Source organism: Pseudomonas sp. NPDC077451 (assembly GCF_044543345.1).
Classification (GTDB): domain Bacteria; phylum Pseudomonadota; class Gammaproteobacteria; order Pseudomonadales; family Pseudomonadaceae; genus Stutzerimonas.
Genome location: NZ_JBITVX010000009.1, coordinates 16801 through 31124, shown reverse-complemented (window position 1 = coordinate 31124; position 14324 = coordinate 16801). Strand labels below are relative to the sequence as shown.

General features: G+C 53.4%; 18 protein-coding genes. 8 read left to right on the top strand and 10 right to left on the bottom strand.

The annotated features are described in order from the left end of the window. Window positions 1-108: 108 nt before the first annotated feature. The 5 genes from ACIGHL_RS15060 to ACIGHL_RS15040 form a co-directional block, all read right to left on the bottom strand. The gene (locus ACIGHL_RS15060; RefSeq protein ID WP_499176545.1) at window positions 109-480 is read right to left on the bottom strand and encodes a hypothetical protein; all 372 of its coding nucleotides are present in this window, start codon (window positions 478-480) and stop codon (window positions 109-111) included. A gap of 90 nt (window positions 481-570) precedes the next feature. Continuing rightward, on the bottom strand, window positions 571-789 hold the full coding sequence (locus ACIGHL_RS15055; RefSeq protein ID WP_499176547.1) for a hypothetical protein: 219 nt from the start codon (window positions 787-789) through the stop codon (window positions 571-573). Window positions 790-1005: 216 nt separating this feature from the next. Beyond that, entirely contained in the window at window positions 1006-1290 is a 285-nt protein-coding gene (locus ACIGHL_RS15050) for a TrfB-related DNA-binding protein (RefSeq protein ID WP_499176549.1), read from the bottom strand. A gap of 43 nt (window positions 1291-1333) precedes the next feature. Beyond that, complete coding sequence (locus ACIGHL_RS15045; protein ID WP_499176551.1) at window positions 1334-1762, bottom strand: hypothetical protein; 429 nt, start codon at window positions 1760-1762, stop codon at window positions 1334-1336. Window positions 1763-1969: 207 nt separating this feature from the next. Beyond that, window positions 1970-3070 carry a DNA cytosine methyltransferase gene (locus tag ACIGHL_RS15040; protein WP_499176553.1) on the bottom strand — a complete coding sequence of 367 codons (1101 nt, stop codon included), beginning with the start codon at window positions 3068-3070 and terminating at the stop codon, window positions 1970-1972. A gap of 276 nt (window positions 3071-3346) precedes the next feature. On the opposite strand from ACIGHL_RS15040, the gene radC reads away from it, so the two are divergent. After that, entirely contained in the window at window positions 3347-3793 is a 447-nt protein-coding gene (radC, locus tag ACIGHL_RS15035; RefSeq protein WP_499176555.1) for a RadC family protein, read from the top strand. 50 nt (window positions 3794-3843) lie between these two features. Beyond that, entirely contained in the window at window positions 3844-4128 is a 285-nt protein-coding gene (locus ACIGHL_RS15030; protein ID WP_499176557.1) for a helix-turn-helix domain-containing protein, read from the top strand. A gap of 484 nt (window positions 4129-4612) precedes the next feature. On the opposite strand, the gene ACIGHL_RS15025 is transcribed toward ACIGHL_RS15030, so the two are convergent. The 5 genes from ACIGHL_RS15025 to ACIGHL_RS15005 form a co-directional block, all read right to left on the bottom strand. Beyond that, a complete protein-coding gene (locus tag ACIGHL_RS15025; protein WP_312937535.1) occupies window positions 4613-4918 on the bottom strand; it encodes a hypothetical protein in 306 nt (101 codons plus the stop codon). Then, entirely contained in the window at window positions 4915-5553 is a 639-nt protein-coding gene (locus ACIGHL_RS15020; RefSeq protein ID WP_312937536.1) for an AAA family ATPase, read from the bottom strand. Before ACIGHL_RS15020 ends, ACIGHL_RS15025 begins: the two co-directional genes overlap by 4 nt. Before the next feature lie 261 nt (window positions 5554-5814). Beyond that, entirely contained in the window at window positions 5815-6273 is a 459-nt protein-coding gene (locus ACIGHL_RS15015) for a hypothetical protein (protein ID WP_499176560.1), read from the bottom strand. A gap of 485 nt (window positions 6274-6758) precedes the next feature. Further along, window positions 6759-7649 carry a replication initiator protein A gene (locus ACIGHL_RS15010; RefSeq protein WP_312937538.1) on the bottom strand — a complete coding sequence of 297 codons (891 nt, stop codon included), beginning with the start codon at window positions 7647-7649 and terminating at the stop codon, window positions 6759-6761. A 248-nt stretch (window positions 7650-7897) separates the two neighbouring features. After that, window positions 7898-8665 (bottom strand): hypothetical protein, encoded by a 768-nt coding sequence (locus tag ACIGHL_RS15005; RefSeq protein ID WP_312937539.1) that lies wholly within the window; start codon window positions 8663-8665, stop codon window positions 7898-7900. A gap of 663 nt (window positions 8666-9328) precedes the next feature. Here ACIGHL_RS15005 and ACIGHL_RS15000 point away from each other — a divergent pair. Genes ACIGHL_RS15000 through ACIGHL_RS14975 form a run of 6 tightly spaced genes read left to right on the top strand, consistent with a single transcriptional unit; the run spans window position 9329 to window position 14297 of the window. Then, on the top strand, window positions 9329-10078 hold the full coding sequence (locus ACIGHL_RS15000) for a DotI/IcmL/TraM family protein (protein ID WP_499176562.1): 750 nt from the start codon (window positions 9329-9331) through the stop codon (window positions 10076-10078). A gap of 14 nt (window positions 10079-10092) precedes the next feature. Beyond that, window positions 10093-11193, top strand: a complete 1101-nt coding sequence (locus ACIGHL_RS14995) for a DotH/IcmK family type IV secretion protein (RefSeq protein WP_499176564.1) — start codon at window positions 10093-10095, stop codon at window positions 11191-11193. 10 nt (window positions 11194-11203) lie between these two features. Next, entirely contained in the window at window positions 11204-12538 is a 1335-nt protein-coding gene (gene traO, locus ACIGHL_RS14990; protein WP_499176566.1) for a conjugal transfer protein TraO, read from the top strand. A gap of 17 nt (window positions 12539-12555) precedes the next feature. Next, window positions 12556-13269, top strand: coding sequence for a hypothetical protein (locus ACIGHL_RS14985; RefSeq protein WP_499176568.1), 714 nt, complete (start codon window positions 12556-12558; stop codon window positions 13267-13269). A 4-nt stretch (window positions 13270-13273) separates the two neighbouring features. Next, window positions 13274-13807 (top strand): conjugal transfer protein TraQ, encoded by a 534-nt coding sequence (gene traQ / locus ACIGHL_RS14980; protein WP_499176570.1) that lies wholly within the window; start codon window positions 13274-13276, stop codon window positions 13805-13807. Between the two features lie 28 nt (window positions 13808-13835). Beyond that, entirely contained in the window at window positions 13836-14297 is a 462-nt protein-coding gene (locus ACIGHL_RS14975; protein WP_499176572.1) for a DUF6750 family protein, read from the top strand. Window positions 14298-14324: the final 27 nt, after the last annotated feature.

The following is a 14324-nucleotide window of genomic DNA, read 5'->3' as shown; positions in this document are numbered from 1 at the left end:
CCGATCGTCACCTAAGCGATAAGGATCAGCCAAAGGCATACCGGGACAAAAGTACATATCAGCCTCGAGGGAGGTTGCGGCCCCTTAAAGGCCGCAACCGTGTTGCGACTAGTTTGTTTGTTTTCCAAGGCTCTCCCAAAGCGTCCGTTCGGCCCGCTCAGCTGCCAGTAGCGCCGCTTGGCCTACCTGAATGCCCCGCGCCCGCAATGCCGCGTCAAATGCGGGAAGGTCTTCCGGATGCAACCGGCTGACGCTGCGACGTTCGCAACGCAGTTCCCTCAACAGGCGTGCATCGCGCAGCACTTCGTGCTCCTTCTGTGTTAGGCCGAGGGCAAGGGTGTATTCCATGGTTGAGTTGGCGTTCCGCCGCCGGATCTCAGCGACCGCCTCGCTAGCATCGTACGGATCAGGCTTTGGCTTTCGGTTGGCCAGTGCCAGTAGATCCCGAGGTGTCATCCAGTTCATCGTCTGTGTGGTCATTTCGATCTCCTTCGCATATTCCCCTGGAGCGGTTGCCGCCGCGTGTCTAGGGGGACTGGAGCCTAACGCTCCGGTTTGAGGTGAGCCGTCTTACTCGCCAATGAACCGCTCGCAGATTGCATCGACTAGTACGCGCCTTTCTGCGGGCTTGGCCATGCGATTCACTACGTCATTTAGCAGTCCCGCACTGCTGCGCGAGGACTGTTCATCGATATCGATCAGGTCCAATTCGTCGCCGAGCAGATCGAGTAGATGATTTAGGTCGATGGTTTGATTGGGCTCATATGGGTGCTGAATTGGTGTGCTCATAACTGGAACTCCTTCGCAGTATCTCGGAGCGGTTGCCGCCGCAATCCCGAGGCATCGAGGCGTTATTGCTTCGACGGTTTATTATCGGACGCTGACCCCGCCTCGTCAACTGTCCGTCAACTATTAGTTGACCGTCTGTCCGATCTCTTTCGGGTGCCGTGCGATTTTTTTTGGGCGAAAAAAAACCCGGCGTACCGGGCTTTTTGCAGCGATCGATCACTCATATTTCGCGGCCAATTTCTTCACCTTCTCCGCCTCATCTGCAGGTAGCCAAACCAAAACGGGTACCAGCCCCTTTGCTTGCTTCTCTTCAAGCTTCGCTCGAACTCGCTTCAACGCCGCATGGATCTGCTGCCTGCTCTCACCCCGCTCCGTAGCAATGTCGATCGGGCGATGCCCATCTACGAACACCGCTCGTGCAATCTCGAGCGTACTAACAGAAAGGCTTTTTAGGGCCGGATAATAGGTATCCCATTCTTGCGGGGTATAACGGTGCTGCATTGAAACGTCTCCAAAAGAAACCGCTTGCGCTCGCACAGCGACACTACGAGGCATTTGCGTGCAACGCGTGCAACGCAATGCGCCGAATGATCACCTGATGCGGCAGGGTAGCTAGACCGATAAAGGTCCAATAGCGTCCACCCCAGCGCACGAATATTCGTACTAGATTACCCTGCTCTACGCTCGCTAGCTTGTAGGAATCCCCAGCCGCGTCTTGATTCACTTGCAGAATTCGTTGCTGTAACCGGGTCCGCTCATAGCGCGTCCGGGTGATGACCTCTGGGTTAGTAGCGAACGCGCGAGCTTGGTCTCGCGCAAACGAGACCTCATCGCCAAGCACTGCACCTGGGTGATCGACTTGAATCTCGACAAGCATCTGACCCGAGTGCTGCGCGACCCAAGCACCCGGAACTATTTCTCGAGCGTAGTCGATGAACGAATCATGGCCGGGTACGTAAAATAGCTTACACATCGCACAACTCCTTCGCAGAGTCCCTGTAGCGGTTGCCGCCGCCATCTTCAGGGGCCAAAGCAGAAGCGCTTCGGTGTTACTAGTGTCGCGCCTGCACGCCTCTCGGTCAACTCTCGGTCAACTATGAGTTGACCGTTCATCCATTAGCTCGTTTGCGGATCAGCGATAGCTTCGGGCGGACTCCCGCCCCAAGCTATGCGAGTTTAGTTAAAGCCACATCGCGACTTGGCCGCTGGGCTCTTGAAATGAATGCAGCGGCCGGCCTCTGCTTGCCAGCTCGAGGCGCAACGTGTTCTCCGCCGCCGCGTCGTCCAGCTCGAAGTAGTAGTAATCCTCCACGAGCTCGTCGATCTCGCTTGGTCGTAAGCCTGCCGCTACTGACTCTGCAATGAGGCGAGAGCACAGGCGGTCGTACTTCGCCGCAACGGCCAGTGAAGGATGATCCTCCGCGTTATTGGCCATGAAAAAGCCGTACGCGAACCCTTCTGGAGTCGCGCTGCGCGCGTTCTTAGTCGCTTGGCTTTTGCCTCCGTAACGGGTGTGCATCTTGGAACCTTCCGAAGGCCATACGGGTGCAATTGGCAGATCAGCGTTGAACCTGCCCCAAATCAATGTTTTCTTCGTGTAGGCATCACCCAAATGGAAGGGATCAAACGAAAGCCTCCAAGGCGGCAACCCCCCAAGCTTTTCAATCCGTCCGACGGGATTCTCGACTGCCCATATCGCAGGGCGGAAATACTCGATGACACGGAGGGTTTGGTGTACGAGCTCTACTGCGGCGACTGTTCTTCCGTCTGCGTCCTTCGCCGCGAAATGGCGAGCACCCGACCCCGCAAACTCTGTGCATGGGCATGCGGCCAGCACCGCGTAGATATCCATCCCATCAAAGTCGCTAAACCAGTCGGAGAAGAACTCGACGCTGAACGCATTGACGTCACCCATCTCCGGGTCGCTTTGGATATCAAAGCGATATACCTGATATCCCGCATCGACCCAAGGCTGCGACCAAGCACCTGTATAGTCGAATAATGACAACACTACTTTGTCAGCATTGCTCCCCCCGGCGCCCTGCTTCGCGGCATGGGCATGCCACTGACAAATTTCGGCCCGCGCTTCCCTCTCCGTCATCCACCCGTTGTGCTTCTGGTAAATGGCTACCTTATCCGCCAGACGAACAATCTCGTCCTGCCGAGGCGCATCAAATAGATGGTGAATTTGGGCCTCTCCTTGCATAGCCTTTTGCGCCATCGCAAAGCGCTGCACTATCGCTCGCAACTCTGCCTCACGGCTGACTTCGTTCTCGTTCATTGCCTTATCCTTCGCAGCATCTCGGAGCGGTTGCCGCCGCTTTATCCGGGCCAAGACACATCGTCTCGACATGACAATTATCGCAAAATCAGGTACAGCCGTAAACTATCCGTAAACGTTTAATTGACGGATGGCTACAAAAGGCAGGCCGAGAAGGGGAGGAATTTAGCGACAGACGGTCAACTTATATTTGACCTATAGTTGACCATTAGGGCGCAGCGCCCTATAATTACCTCGAAGGCCGGGAAAACTCTCAGGTCACTTGGAGGAAATCAGATGAACGAAGATGAAAAGGCAGTCGTCCAGCAGGCTCTTGCGATTCTTGATCGCCACATGCGGGACAAGAGCGTCACGCTTGAAAGCCCGGAAGCGGCCCGCGCCTTTCTCCGCCTGCAACTGGAGCGTCGTGAGTCCGAGGTTTTTGCTCTGGTTCTTTTGGATGCTAAGCATCGCCTGATCGCTTACCGCGAGCTGTTCTTCGGGACCATAGACGGCGCGTCCGTTTACCCTCGTGAAGTGGTCAAGGTTGCTCTGGCTGACAATGCTGCAGCTTGCTTCTTGGTTCACAACCACCCCAGCGGTCAATCACACCCCTCCCAAGCCGATCGCGTGCTGACTCAGCGTCTCAAGGATGCTTTGGCACTGATCGATGTGCGCGTGCTTGATCACTTCGTCGTGGGACAATCTGAAATCACCTCCCTTGCAGAATTGGGCTGGATGTAGAAGCCCCGCCCCCTCTTCCGAGGGGGCATTACTCACATAAGGATACTGATATGGAAACTCGCGCAGCCTATGGCGTCCAGGGTGTACAGATTCGTCCGGAAACGCTTACACCGAGACGCAACCCCAAAGAGTGGCCAGTCCCAACGGGTGATGAAATCCGCGCAGCGCTTGCGATCGCCGGGTGGAGCCAGACCGAGTTTGCCCGCAGGATCGGTGTCGATGATCGAACTGTTCGCCGCTGGGTTTTAGAGGAAGAAGGAAAAACGATCCCCTTCCTCGCTTGGTCGTTCCTTATCGCGAGGGGTGGCTTGGCTCAGATGTGGAACGTCGACTGACTAAATTACGCTCGGATGAAGCGGCGGCAACCGCTCCGAGATACTGCGAAGGAGAATCCGCTATGGCTACTTTGACGATTGAGGAACATATCGAGCAACTTAAGGCTCACGCCCGCACCCTATCGACACCGCAGATTGCTCACGCAGTTAGGACCTTCGGTGGTTGCGCCCTCCCCCCGGCTGAGACATCGGTGCGCGCCGCTCTTATTGACATCATTGCGGAGCGCGCTGGGGATACCGCTGCAGATCTACTTATGAATGAGATAGGGTTGTAAGCGAAGCGTACAGTGTGGCAGACAGGACGAAACTAGCGTCGGCTTTGCGAGGCCGCCATGAATCCCCAATCTGTTTGTCTCACGCTCAAATGTTAGTGAGATTGCGGGCGCAGGCCAGATGCTCCCTTGCTATCTTCGAGCCCTCAGCGGTCACAGTACAGAATCTCTCGGCTCAAGTTAATTACGTACGCACGTAAGTATGTAAGTAATTACTTTCGCCGAGCGAAGTGCCGTTCAAGCGCTTCGTCGATGATGTCTGACTCGGTCACCCTCCGGCCTTCTTTCTTCGATCGTTCGTGGGCTTCATCTTTCAGCATCTCATCAAACTTGATGCGTAGCCGGATGGTCTTGTTAGCGCGTTGGTTGTTTGCTGGCTCGCTAGCCTTCGACGCAGTTGGAGTCGATTCCTTGGGTGCAGGCTTGGACGCTGCCTTCTGCTTGGTCTCAGAGGCAACCGCGATCTCCGGATCTGCGCTTCGAAAACTGTCGATATCTAAATTAGGCTTTGCTTTCACTTCACAACCTCCTCATAAAACTGCGCCATTTCAAAGATGGCTTTCTTGTCGTCCCTGGTCTCTTCGACAACACGCCCCGCTTCAATCGACCGCCGGAAAGCAATTCGTTCAGCAATCTTTGCATCAAGCACGTCTAAATCTAGGCTCTTGAGGTACTCATACATTTTGCCAAAGTCCTTCGTCCGAGGATCGATGCGAGACAGCAGCATCTTGATCTCTAACTTTCGGTTATAGGTTTTAGCTAGGTTAACCACCTGAAGCAGGTCATCTAAAGCCGCGCCGTCAAGGCCAGAGGCCCCGATCGGCACGATCGCAACATCAGCTAGCAAAAGTGCGTTTCGCAATCCCGGTGCGTCGCGGCCACCAGCATCTACAACGACGTTGTCGTAGCCTTTCGCGATCTCTTGCCCCTCATCGAAGATAGCGTTTCCCCTGAGCCGAATTGTCACGGGCGACGGGCTTTCCTCGCTAAGTTCTAACTCTCGTCTCCATGCAGCCCAAGCTGCCGCGCTCTCCTGGGGATCGCCGTCGACCAGCAATGCCTTCCCCTTTCCAGCAAGATGCACAGCAAGGTGAGCGGCGGTCGTTGACTTCGACACGCCACCCTTGGTGTTCAACAATGCGTAAACGGCCATGTCAGGCCTCCCGATTGAATACATATGTACTTACGTAAGTATATTGGTGTATGAGAAAGAAAGGAACACCTTCTGTAATTATTTCATTACATACCTATTTGAATACGTACGTACATACGTACATACATAGATACGCAGCACGGCGCCGATTTCTCTGTATCTACGCACAACCGACACGAACCCCTAAGGAATAGGTAACGTACATACATACGTATGTCACAGCGTAATTGCGTACATACGTATGTATGTTACCTCTAGCGTCTACTCGCTGAGTATGTCTGTTAGATGCTGACGCAGCAGCGAAATCGTGTCCATTAGGTTGCTGATAACGTTGGCAGGAAAGGGCGATAGGCCGCTCGCGGCCCTCATCTCTAGATGCTGGATATGCTCGACGGTGAAGCCAAGCTGCTCCAGGGCGATCGGCTGGCGTGATTGAAACGCTCGGTTCACCTCGTTCATCGTGCGCAGGGATTTTTCAAGCTGCTCGATCTCACTCCTAACCGCTTGAGCTTTAAGCGCGGTAGGTGGGGGTAATTCGCTTCGCATGATGCCGCTCCTAGACTCTTCAACGATGCTTCCTCTGGTAGCCGCCAGAGTGCTCCTATCCTCTACAGGATTGGATACAAGAGCAAGGGTAACGTACTTACGTACGTACGTAAATAAATCATCGCTAACCGTTGAAATTGGGGTGCGCAGCTGTGGTAGTCCGTTGTAGCTCATTCTTAAGCCCTTTGGTTACTTACGTACGTAACTATTTAGTCAACAAACCTTTGGCCAGATCCCAACCCAATGATGGGATCGTGCCCGAGACAGAATGTTGACTATAACGGGAAACCCCGCCGGGAAAATGACCTGCACCCAACAGTGAGGGCTAGATGGCAACCGTTCGTCAGTTAACCGGAACGATTCTCGAACAGACGCCATTTACTCGCTATGGATGACAGGAAATATCTCCTGCCATGAGTTGCGGGCGGCTCGGTAGTGGCTGTTCGCCGCGCGAGTATTAGGCGGGTAATGAAGGATGCAAAATGGAAAATACGACCGGCTGCGATGAGTTTTACTCATGCTAGTGAGTCCGCTTGGTTAATGAGCGCGGAGACCAATGCTAACTCCAAAAGAGGGGAGGGGAGGGCGAGTGCGCGGGTTTGGCATACCTCCCAAACCAGTGGTTGAAGCAATAACACGCTCGAGCGCAGGTCGAAGGGCTACCGCTCGAGCCCTTCGAACCAGCCAAAGGCGTCGTTCTTCGAGAGCCAATCAGACAGCTCCTTGTTTGACTTTGTATAAAACACGACACGCTGAGGCTTAGATTGTGTGTCTAGAGCAACGCGAAATTCTGGCAGGCGATCACGCTCGATGATCGCCCTAACTTCGGCGCGGAATTTTCTCAGGTCTTGGACACTTCCGCTTTTTTGTCTAAGGATCTCGATGTCACATTTCCACAAAGCTTTGGCACCGGCGTGCTTGCGAGCTAACTCGTATAGCCGCCGCTCCAGGGATTGGCTCAATTCGAAATACTTTCGATCGATCGTCAAAACTTCATAGTGCAGAAGAGCGTTATAAAGCCACTCAGAAATCGTGACACTAACTTCAAGGATGCCTTTCCCGCTTTTGCTTGTTCTAGTGATTTCGTAATCGTCGATCCAGCCGAACCCGCGGGTCTGCTCCACACCCCCTGTCACAATGTTGGTCTCGATGATTGTTCCTTTTAGTCGCCGAAGCATATCGAGAATGTTCTCGTAGGCTTTCCCGCCTGTTTCGCGGCATGTCCCGGTCAGAAATTTGTACGTATCGATCTTAATATTCTTCGAGATCGGTAATCCTGATTTACGCGCTTCGATCAGCTGGGAACCGACAAAAAGCAGCAGATCCTTGTCGAAGACAGTAGCCGCCCCGAGGACGGACGGTGTTACGCGAACCCGTTTTTTGCTCGTAGGGTTGACGTACTCTCGAACGGTAATATCGGCATTCTTCGAGAGAGCGAACAGGGGAAATTCCATACTCGCCAAGTCGTCTTTGACTGGCCACTCGACTAGATTCGCCGCGAAGAGGTCAGTCTGGCTGACGATCTGATCCTTAGCTTCTTTTTTGCTCATCGTGCAGCCCTCCATGACGCTTCTCGACCCGTCTGTGGTCCAAGGGGCTGCCGTTGGTCGACCGAGCCGAGTTCGGCACCGAAAAACCCAAAAATGACGATGCGTATGCGCGTACTCAGCTTGAGGTGAATAAGCGCAGAGTCTATGATTTCCAAGCCAGTTTGCTCCTAGACGAGTCGGTCTGGTAGAAGCCCGGAGCGGTAGCCGCCGTCCGGGCTTCGTCATTTAGGGCATAAAACATATTGAGTTCAACGGCGATCGTCTATGAATTTGTGTAGCGAGTCGAGGACACATACTGTGCCGTTGACCTTGACGGTAAGCCCCCGCAGATCTCCACGCTCTCTTTCTTCAGCATCCATCTGCTTAATCAACTGACCGTAGGTGTGGGATAGATTCCTCGCACAAGGCGTAGGGGAGAGTGCCCAAGCGTTTGCTTCGTCGTAGTCCGTTCCGGAGAGGGTGGATGTGACAACGAAGCGGCGACCACGACACGTAACAACCGGCACGTTTAGTACCTTGTCAGGTTCGGTTGCTAGCTTATCGCCACAGTACCCATCCCTCCAAATTTCCGAAGGGAGTCGTATTTCACCGACGTCATCAAGGTAGCTAGTTGCAAAAAAACTGTGCTTGCTGGCTGACGTTTCTAAGGTGGCGAACCACTCACGATGCCTTCTAACCTGAGTCAGCACCGCTGAACCGATCGTAGAGTCGAAAATACCGATCATCGTCAGCTGGGGGAGCCTCCTAACCTTGATTACTCGCTTTTGATCTTTTGTCTCTGGGATCGATGAGGCTAGTTCAAGAGCGTCCGTTATCCAAGATTCATCAATTTCGATCCTGGCTTTGCTGTCGTTCTGCGCAGAGGTACTGATGCTGAAAAGGCTGCCTAGGAAATGACGCAGCTTTTCTGCGTCTGAGCTACTCATGCTAACGCATGGGGTATCAGTGAGTGCGCGTCTTTCCGGCTTTTCGATAAGTGATGAGCACTCGAATAGGTCCATCGTTAAATTCTGCATGACTGGTCCTCGGCGAATAGCCCGTTGTGAAACATGGGACCACTATAACCATATTACGTAATTACGCAACTACGTAACGTGTGACGTTTTCAGCTGATCTTCGTCCGGATTCCCTGGTTAAAGAGAAAGACTTGTTAAAAGAGTTAAACGCGCGCGCGTGTTAGGGCTGTGACATTCGCCTTAAAAGCAAAGCAAATCAAAGGGATAGAAAGCCGCCGCGTCCGCGATATACGAAGTAAAGCGTCGGTGAAATACGAGGATTTGTCGGCGATGTACGACCCAAGGGGTCGGCGATATACGAGCCTATCCACAGGCGACCGCCCGTAGAAGTCCTCTAAAAGTGATTGTCGGCGATATACGAGTGGTATCGCTGGCCGGTCTAGCAAGCCGGTTCTGCCCTTGACCGCCAAAAAACCCCGTATTTCGGGGCTTTCCGATACTGCAACGACCCTAAACGGCGTCGGCGAAATACGAAAGGGCACCAAAAGTGTCGGTGAAATACGACACATCGAGCGCGTTAGATCGGGATCGCCAATTTCGTATTGTGGATATGCCTCAATGAGACCGTTCGTCATAACGTAAAGGTGTGCCCAGCAAACAAGGGTCACGGAGGGGTTGACGAATTTCGCATCGTAGCCATAATACGGAAAACGGAGGGACGAAATGAACGCCTTACTAGATTCCGAACCGGTTGTGCAAACAGAGAGCGAAACGGCCGACGTGCACCAGACCCGTATGGCTGAGGCGGATCTGGATGAGATTGTTAGGCGTTTGGCTCAAACCCGCGACGCGGTAGAGGCGCCCGTGCGCCTGGAGAAGAACCGCCGTTACCTCAACCGTGTCGCCGGGTCGTCCGTCAAGCTGAACTTTGTTCTATCGGTGGGACTGGTGATGTCAATTGGGCTCAACTGCGCGTTGGGCTACTTCGCTGTCCATCCGGACCGTCAATACTTTGCGACGGACAATGGCCGGATGTTTCCGATGATTCCTATGTCCCAGCCGTATCGTAAGACTGCAGACGTTATCCAGTATGCCGCCGATACATTGAATCGGTCATTTACGCTGAACTTTCAGGATTACCGGCAGCAGCTGGAAGACAATCGGGCTAGATGGACTAAGGCTGGATTTAAATCTTTCCTCGACAACTTGCAGTCGTCCGGCGTACTCGCTTCGGTGAAGCAGCGCCGAATGAATATGTCGATGACGGCCGGCACTGGAGTGTTAGTGAAAGAGGCGATCCAAGACGGTGTCTACTTCTGGGTGGTTCAGATGCCAATTGAGGTAAAACTGGTTGGCCAGACTAACGAGCTACCACCGCAGCGATACCTTGCAACGGTAAAGGTTGAGCGAGTTTCAACGCTCGACTCAATTGAAGGAATCGGGCTCTCGCAGCTCATTACCCGACCGCTGTGAAGAAGGAGATCGTTATGAATGGCTTGAAGAAGCGAGCTGCGTTAGTTCTGGGTTTCAGCCTCGTATCGCATATACCTCTAGCTGTATCGCAGGAGGCAGTCGACGCCGCGCAGAAACGCCCACAGTGGATTAACGCTAACACCAGCCAATCTACAGATATTTCTACCCAGTCAGCGGCCCAACAAATCCAAGAGGCGTTTCCGGAAAGTAACTTTGGCGCTGACAGCTATGCGACTAACGCAACGGCACCAACGGCACCAACGGCACCAACGGCGTCGAGCGTCGCTTCTGAGGACGGCGTCGCGCCGATGCCCCCACTCACGCCGCCCTCAAATTATGAGGAGGCTAAACAGCAGCTCGCACCGTTCACCAGCAGCGAAGTGCGGGGATTGCGCGATTCGGTTGAAGGGATGCGACAGGACAAGGCATACAAGCCTGTTCGCACGATTCCGCGGATCAGTAGTGAAACATTGGATTTATCGCCTGGAGCGGCGATTCCCGTTCTACGTACAGCAGTCGGGGAGATGTCGACGATGTTGTTCGTCGACTCTACCGGCGCCCCTTGGCCTTTGGCGGCCGCTCCGCGCAATTCTTCCAGCAGGTTCTTCGACGTTGAGTGGCTAGAGGGCACGCCTTCAGTAATCGTTTCCGCTCTGAGCGCATATGAAACAGGGAACGTGACCGTCTTCCTAGAAGGGCTCGCCACGCCTGTTGTCGTCAAGCTCGTGACTGGGGAAACCGACACCAAAGCGCTGACGCGCGTGATTGATGTGCGGAAAGACCTAAGGGTGCCTGGGCGAGGACCTAACGCCAAGGCAAGCCTAATGGGGCCCGGCAAGATCGCTTTATATGACGATGTAATGCAAGCGTTTTTAGATGGAGTCCCTCCGCAGGATGCAGAACTGGTTAAAGCTGCTGGGGATATTCCCGCCCGTACAAGGGTGTGGCAGTTCAATCAGGCACTTTATGTCCGGACTCAGCAGGAAATTCAGAGCGCATTTGAGCAAAGCATGGCTGCCGGTGATGGAACTAAGGTTTACCGCCTGCCTATTACGCCATACGTCACTCTTTCAGACATGGGGCGCTCAGTGACCCTCCAGCTTGATATTAAGTGAGGCTATGACTATGCCACCTGAAACTATGGCACAGCCAGAAATTGGCAGGCACTACAAGGTGATTCTTGGCGGCATTGTTCTGCTAGTAATCGCTGGAGGGTACATCGCCTACACATACATGGCGGATACGCGCCAACCGATTAGTTCTGTTGCCCGAGTGAACACTAAAGCCACCGGGATCTCGGCTGAAGAAAGCGAAGCGTATAACCGTATATTGGATCGCTACAATAATTCAAACGCCACGAAAGCCGAGCTGACAGGGAGTTCATATATGTCAGTGCTGTCGACTCGTGACGGATCGGCGGGGGAGGGGGAGTCGGAAGTTCCGGAATCAGCCAGCGTGCAACCCGCGCAACCGAAAACGTTTCCCCGCGCTAAGCAAGTATCTCAGCCAAAAAGGGGTGACGACAAAGAAGCAAAACAACGTTCAGATATGTTGGCCAAACAACTTAAGGCATTGGTCGAGGATTGGGAAGCGGCAGGACATGCAACTGCGCGTGTATCGTCGGATGTTGAAGGATATGCGACGTCCATCCGCACAGCGCAGAACCGTCAAAGTTCGAATGAGGCCCTGGCAGCCGAGGCACAAGCGGACACGAAAATTATCCAAGATTTCGCGTTGGTACCTGCCCTTCTCAAAACCGATATTGATACTGACGAAACGTCTTGGGTGAGAGCGGTTGTTCCTGCAGGAAAATATGCCGGAGCTGAAGTTTACGCAAAGGGGTACACCCGCATTACTAACACCGTCGACATGACGTTTTCTTATATGAAATACAAGGGCCGCTCCTACAAAATCACCGCTAAGGCAGTTGACCAAGACTCTATGAGAACGACGCTGTCGGGCGAGGTAAACAACCGCTACTTCCAAAGAATAATTCTTCCAGCAATAGCGATGGGTATTGGAAAAGCCGGTCAGCTATATGAGCGAGCGAACGCGCAGAACATCATTACTCCGCAGGGTGGAATCATTCAAACGAATCCCAGTACTCCAAACGGCGAAGCTGTCGCAGGGACCATTATTGGGGGTATGGGACAGCAGGCGGGTCGCGTGCTTGCGAGTGATGCGGCAAAGATGCCGGAAAAGCAGGTGCTGATACCGAAAGAGACAACGATAGGCGTTCAGTTTATCGGTCCTGTCTTGGCTAGCGATGACATTGCAGGCAAAGCAGACAAAGACGTCGGCCTAGATTTAGCTGAGACGCCGCGCCCCAACTCGTCTCCGCAATCGAGCTACGGGTACAAGCCTGCTGCGCCCTTAGGAATACCACCACCTTATAACCCTGGTTATTCGGTAGATCCGGCCCAGCAATTATACGGTCAGCCCGTATATCCACAGTATTAAGTTATCTGGTGGGAACAATGAGCGAACAATCCATAGATGTGTTTCAAGAGCGAAAGCCAAAAGCTACAAGCGATGATCCTATCGCTGCTGACTCCCGCGACAAAGGGCAGGACGGAACGGCGAACAAGAGCCGCGCCCCGAGTACAAAACTTGTGGTTGGCGTTCTGGTTGTCGTAGCTATCACTTGGGCTCTCTGGCCGATGTTCGCTTCATCGACAACGGAAAATACTCAACGCCAGCAGATGTTGAACCCGGCAGAAAGCATGATTCCTCATCCGCAGCCGGTACCGCGCCAAAGCGATGAGATCGCACAAAAGTTATTGCAGGCTTTTGAAAAGACCGAGAGCAAATTGATTGCCACGTCAAAACAGTTAAATGGCTTACGTGAAGAGAATCAGGCTGTTGTGGCAGCTATGCGAGAACTTCAAGCTAAAACTGCCTTGCTTGAACAGCGGTTGACCGTACAAGAACCGCCGCGAAAAGCGGAAAAACCGAAGAAGGCTCCCCGGCCTGCCGCTAGCGCAACCGTAATTAACACAAAGGGTTCGGACTCACGCCCTGGGAAGTCGGCGGATTTCACAATAAACACCATTTATAGCGATCAAGTATGGCTGGAAGGCAAGGATCGAACCTATATCGTTCAGGTTGGCGACGTTATTGATGGGTTAAAAGTTCTCCGGATAAACGCAGCCGACAGAACAGTATTAACCACTGCTGGTTTGATTAGGTAGCCGTATGGATCTCGCACAGATGGTAATAAACGCAGCGGCTGAACTCACTGGGCCGATGTGGCGGCTTCTGTGGGTGATCGCGAGTTTGACCGGTCTGTTGTACGTAGGTAACTCGTTAATTAAGTTGGTGCGGGCTTCAAGCAACCCCGCAATGCCTCCAGTCGGTGTTGGCGATATTTTGCCAATTCTGTTGATCGGCGGTCTGCTGTGGAATCTTTCGGAGTTCATTAGCCAAACGTGGCAAACCTTTGGGCAAGGCGCAGTTACGTACGGGGCAATCTCCTATGAAGGAGGCGCGGACTTCGGCAGATTCAAAGATGCGATAGATGCTGTTTTGACGATAGCTAGCATCGGAGGTGGATTTTTATTCTGGAAAGGCCTTGTGCTTCTCAAAAAGGCAAGCATCAACGGTCAAGCTTCAAATGGTTCAGAGGATTTTGTATGGCGTGCGCTTACCCATATGTTTGGTGGCGCCATGCTTGTACAAATACCGAACGTGATCGAGGCGTTTCGCCAAACGTTCGGGCTTTACTGGTAATACACACACTTCTCAAAGGAGTCACCAAATGAAAAACCTCGTTCTCCGTCCTTTCGAGTCGATTGCCGATGTTGGCCGTAAAGCGCATATCGCTTTGATTGCCAAAACAACGGAAATTGCGAAGTGCCCTCAGCAGAAGGCAATCATGATGGCATCCGCCTCGGTTACTACTTTGGTTTTGACAGTCGGTTCAACTACGGCCCGAGCGCAAGGCTGGGGTGCCATGGCTGAGACTGGTGCTGAGCAAGGCGACTCGATCAAGGAATCGGTCGGCCGTGTCTTTGCTGCCGTCGGGTTCATTCTAGCCGGCCTGGGTGGCTACAACTTGTGGCGCAAAGGTAAAGAGGGCGAGCAGACCCGCATCACGGGGCAGCAGGTACTCATCCCTCTTCTTGGCGGCGCGGCGCTTGGAGCGACTGGTTATGTGCTCACTACCTCCGGTGAAACCGTAGGCATCGAGGCCGCGGCTCAAGGCCAAATTCCCCAGTAACACGATCGTCACGCAGGATCGCGAGAG

Bases quoted from the DNA above. Each gene is read 5' to 3' on its own strand.
- traQ (WP_499176570.1), top strand. From the start codon at position 13,274: ATGGATCTCGCACAGATGGTAATAAACGCAGCGGCTGAACTCACTGGG.
- ACIGHL_RS14985 (WP_499176568.1), top strand. From the start codon at position 12,556: ATGAGCGAACAATCCATAGATGTGTTTCAAGAGCGAAAGCCAAAAGCT.
- traO (WP_499176566.1), top strand. From the start codon at position 11,204: ATGCCACCTGAAACTATGGCACAGCCAGAAATTGGCAGGCACTACAAG.
- ACIGHL_RS15005 (WP_312937539.1), bottom strand. From the start codon at position 8,665: ATGCAGAATTTAACGATGGACCTATTCGAGTGCTCATCACTTATCGAA.
- ACIGHL_RS14995 (WP_499176564.1), top strand. From the start codon at position 10,093: ATGAATGGCTTGAAGAAGCGAGCTGCGTTAGTTCTGGGTTTCAGCCTC.
- ACIGHL_RS15015 (WP_499176560.1), bottom strand. From the start codon at position 6,273: ATGAGCTACAACGGACTACCACAGCTGCGCACCCCAATTTCAACGGTT.
- ACIGHL_RS14975 (WP_499176572.1), top strand. From the start codon at position 13,836: ATGAAAAACCTCGTTCTCCGTCCTTTCGAGTCGATTGCCGATGTTGGC.
- ACIGHL_RS15000 (WP_499176562.1), top strand. From the start codon at position 9,329: ATGAACGCCTTACTAGATTCCGAACCGGTTGTGCAAACAGAGAGCGAA.
- ACIGHL_RS15030 (WP_499176557.1), top strand. From the start codon at position 3,844: ATGGAAACTCGCGCAGCCTATGGCGTCCAGGGTGTACAGATTCGTCCG.
- ACIGHL_RS15060 (WP_499176545.1), bottom strand. From the start codon at position 480: ATGACCACACAGACGATGAACTGGATGACACCTCGGGATCTACTGGCA.
- ACIGHL_RS15055 (WP_499176547.1), bottom strand. From the start codon at position 789: ATGAGCACACCAATTCAGCACCCATATGAGCCCAATCAAACCATCGAC.
- ACIGHL_RS15010 (WP_312937538.1), bottom strand. From the start codon at position 7,649: ATGAGCAAAAAAGAAGCTAAGGATCAGATCGTCAGCCAGACTGACCTC.
- ACIGHL_RS15045 (WP_499176551.1), bottom strand. From the start codon at position 1,762: ATGTGTAAGCTATTTTACGTACCCGGCCATGATTCGTTCATCGACTAC.
- ACIGHL_RS15040 (WP_499176553.1), bottom strand. From the start codon at position 3,070: ATGAACGAGAACGAAGTCAGCCGTGAGGCAGAGTTGCGAGCGATAGTG.
- ACIGHL_RS15050 (WP_499176549.1), bottom strand. From the start codon at position 1,290: ATGCAGCACCGTTATACCCCGCAAGAATGGGATACCTATTATCCGGCC.
- radC (WP_499176555.1), top strand. From the start codon at position 3,347: ATGAACGAAGATGAAAAGGCAGTCGTCCAGCAGGCTCTTGCGATTCTT.
- ACIGHL_RS15020 (WP_312937536.1), bottom strand. From the start codon at position 5,553: ATGGCCGTTTACGCATTGTTGAACACCAAGGGTGGCGTGTCGAAGTCA.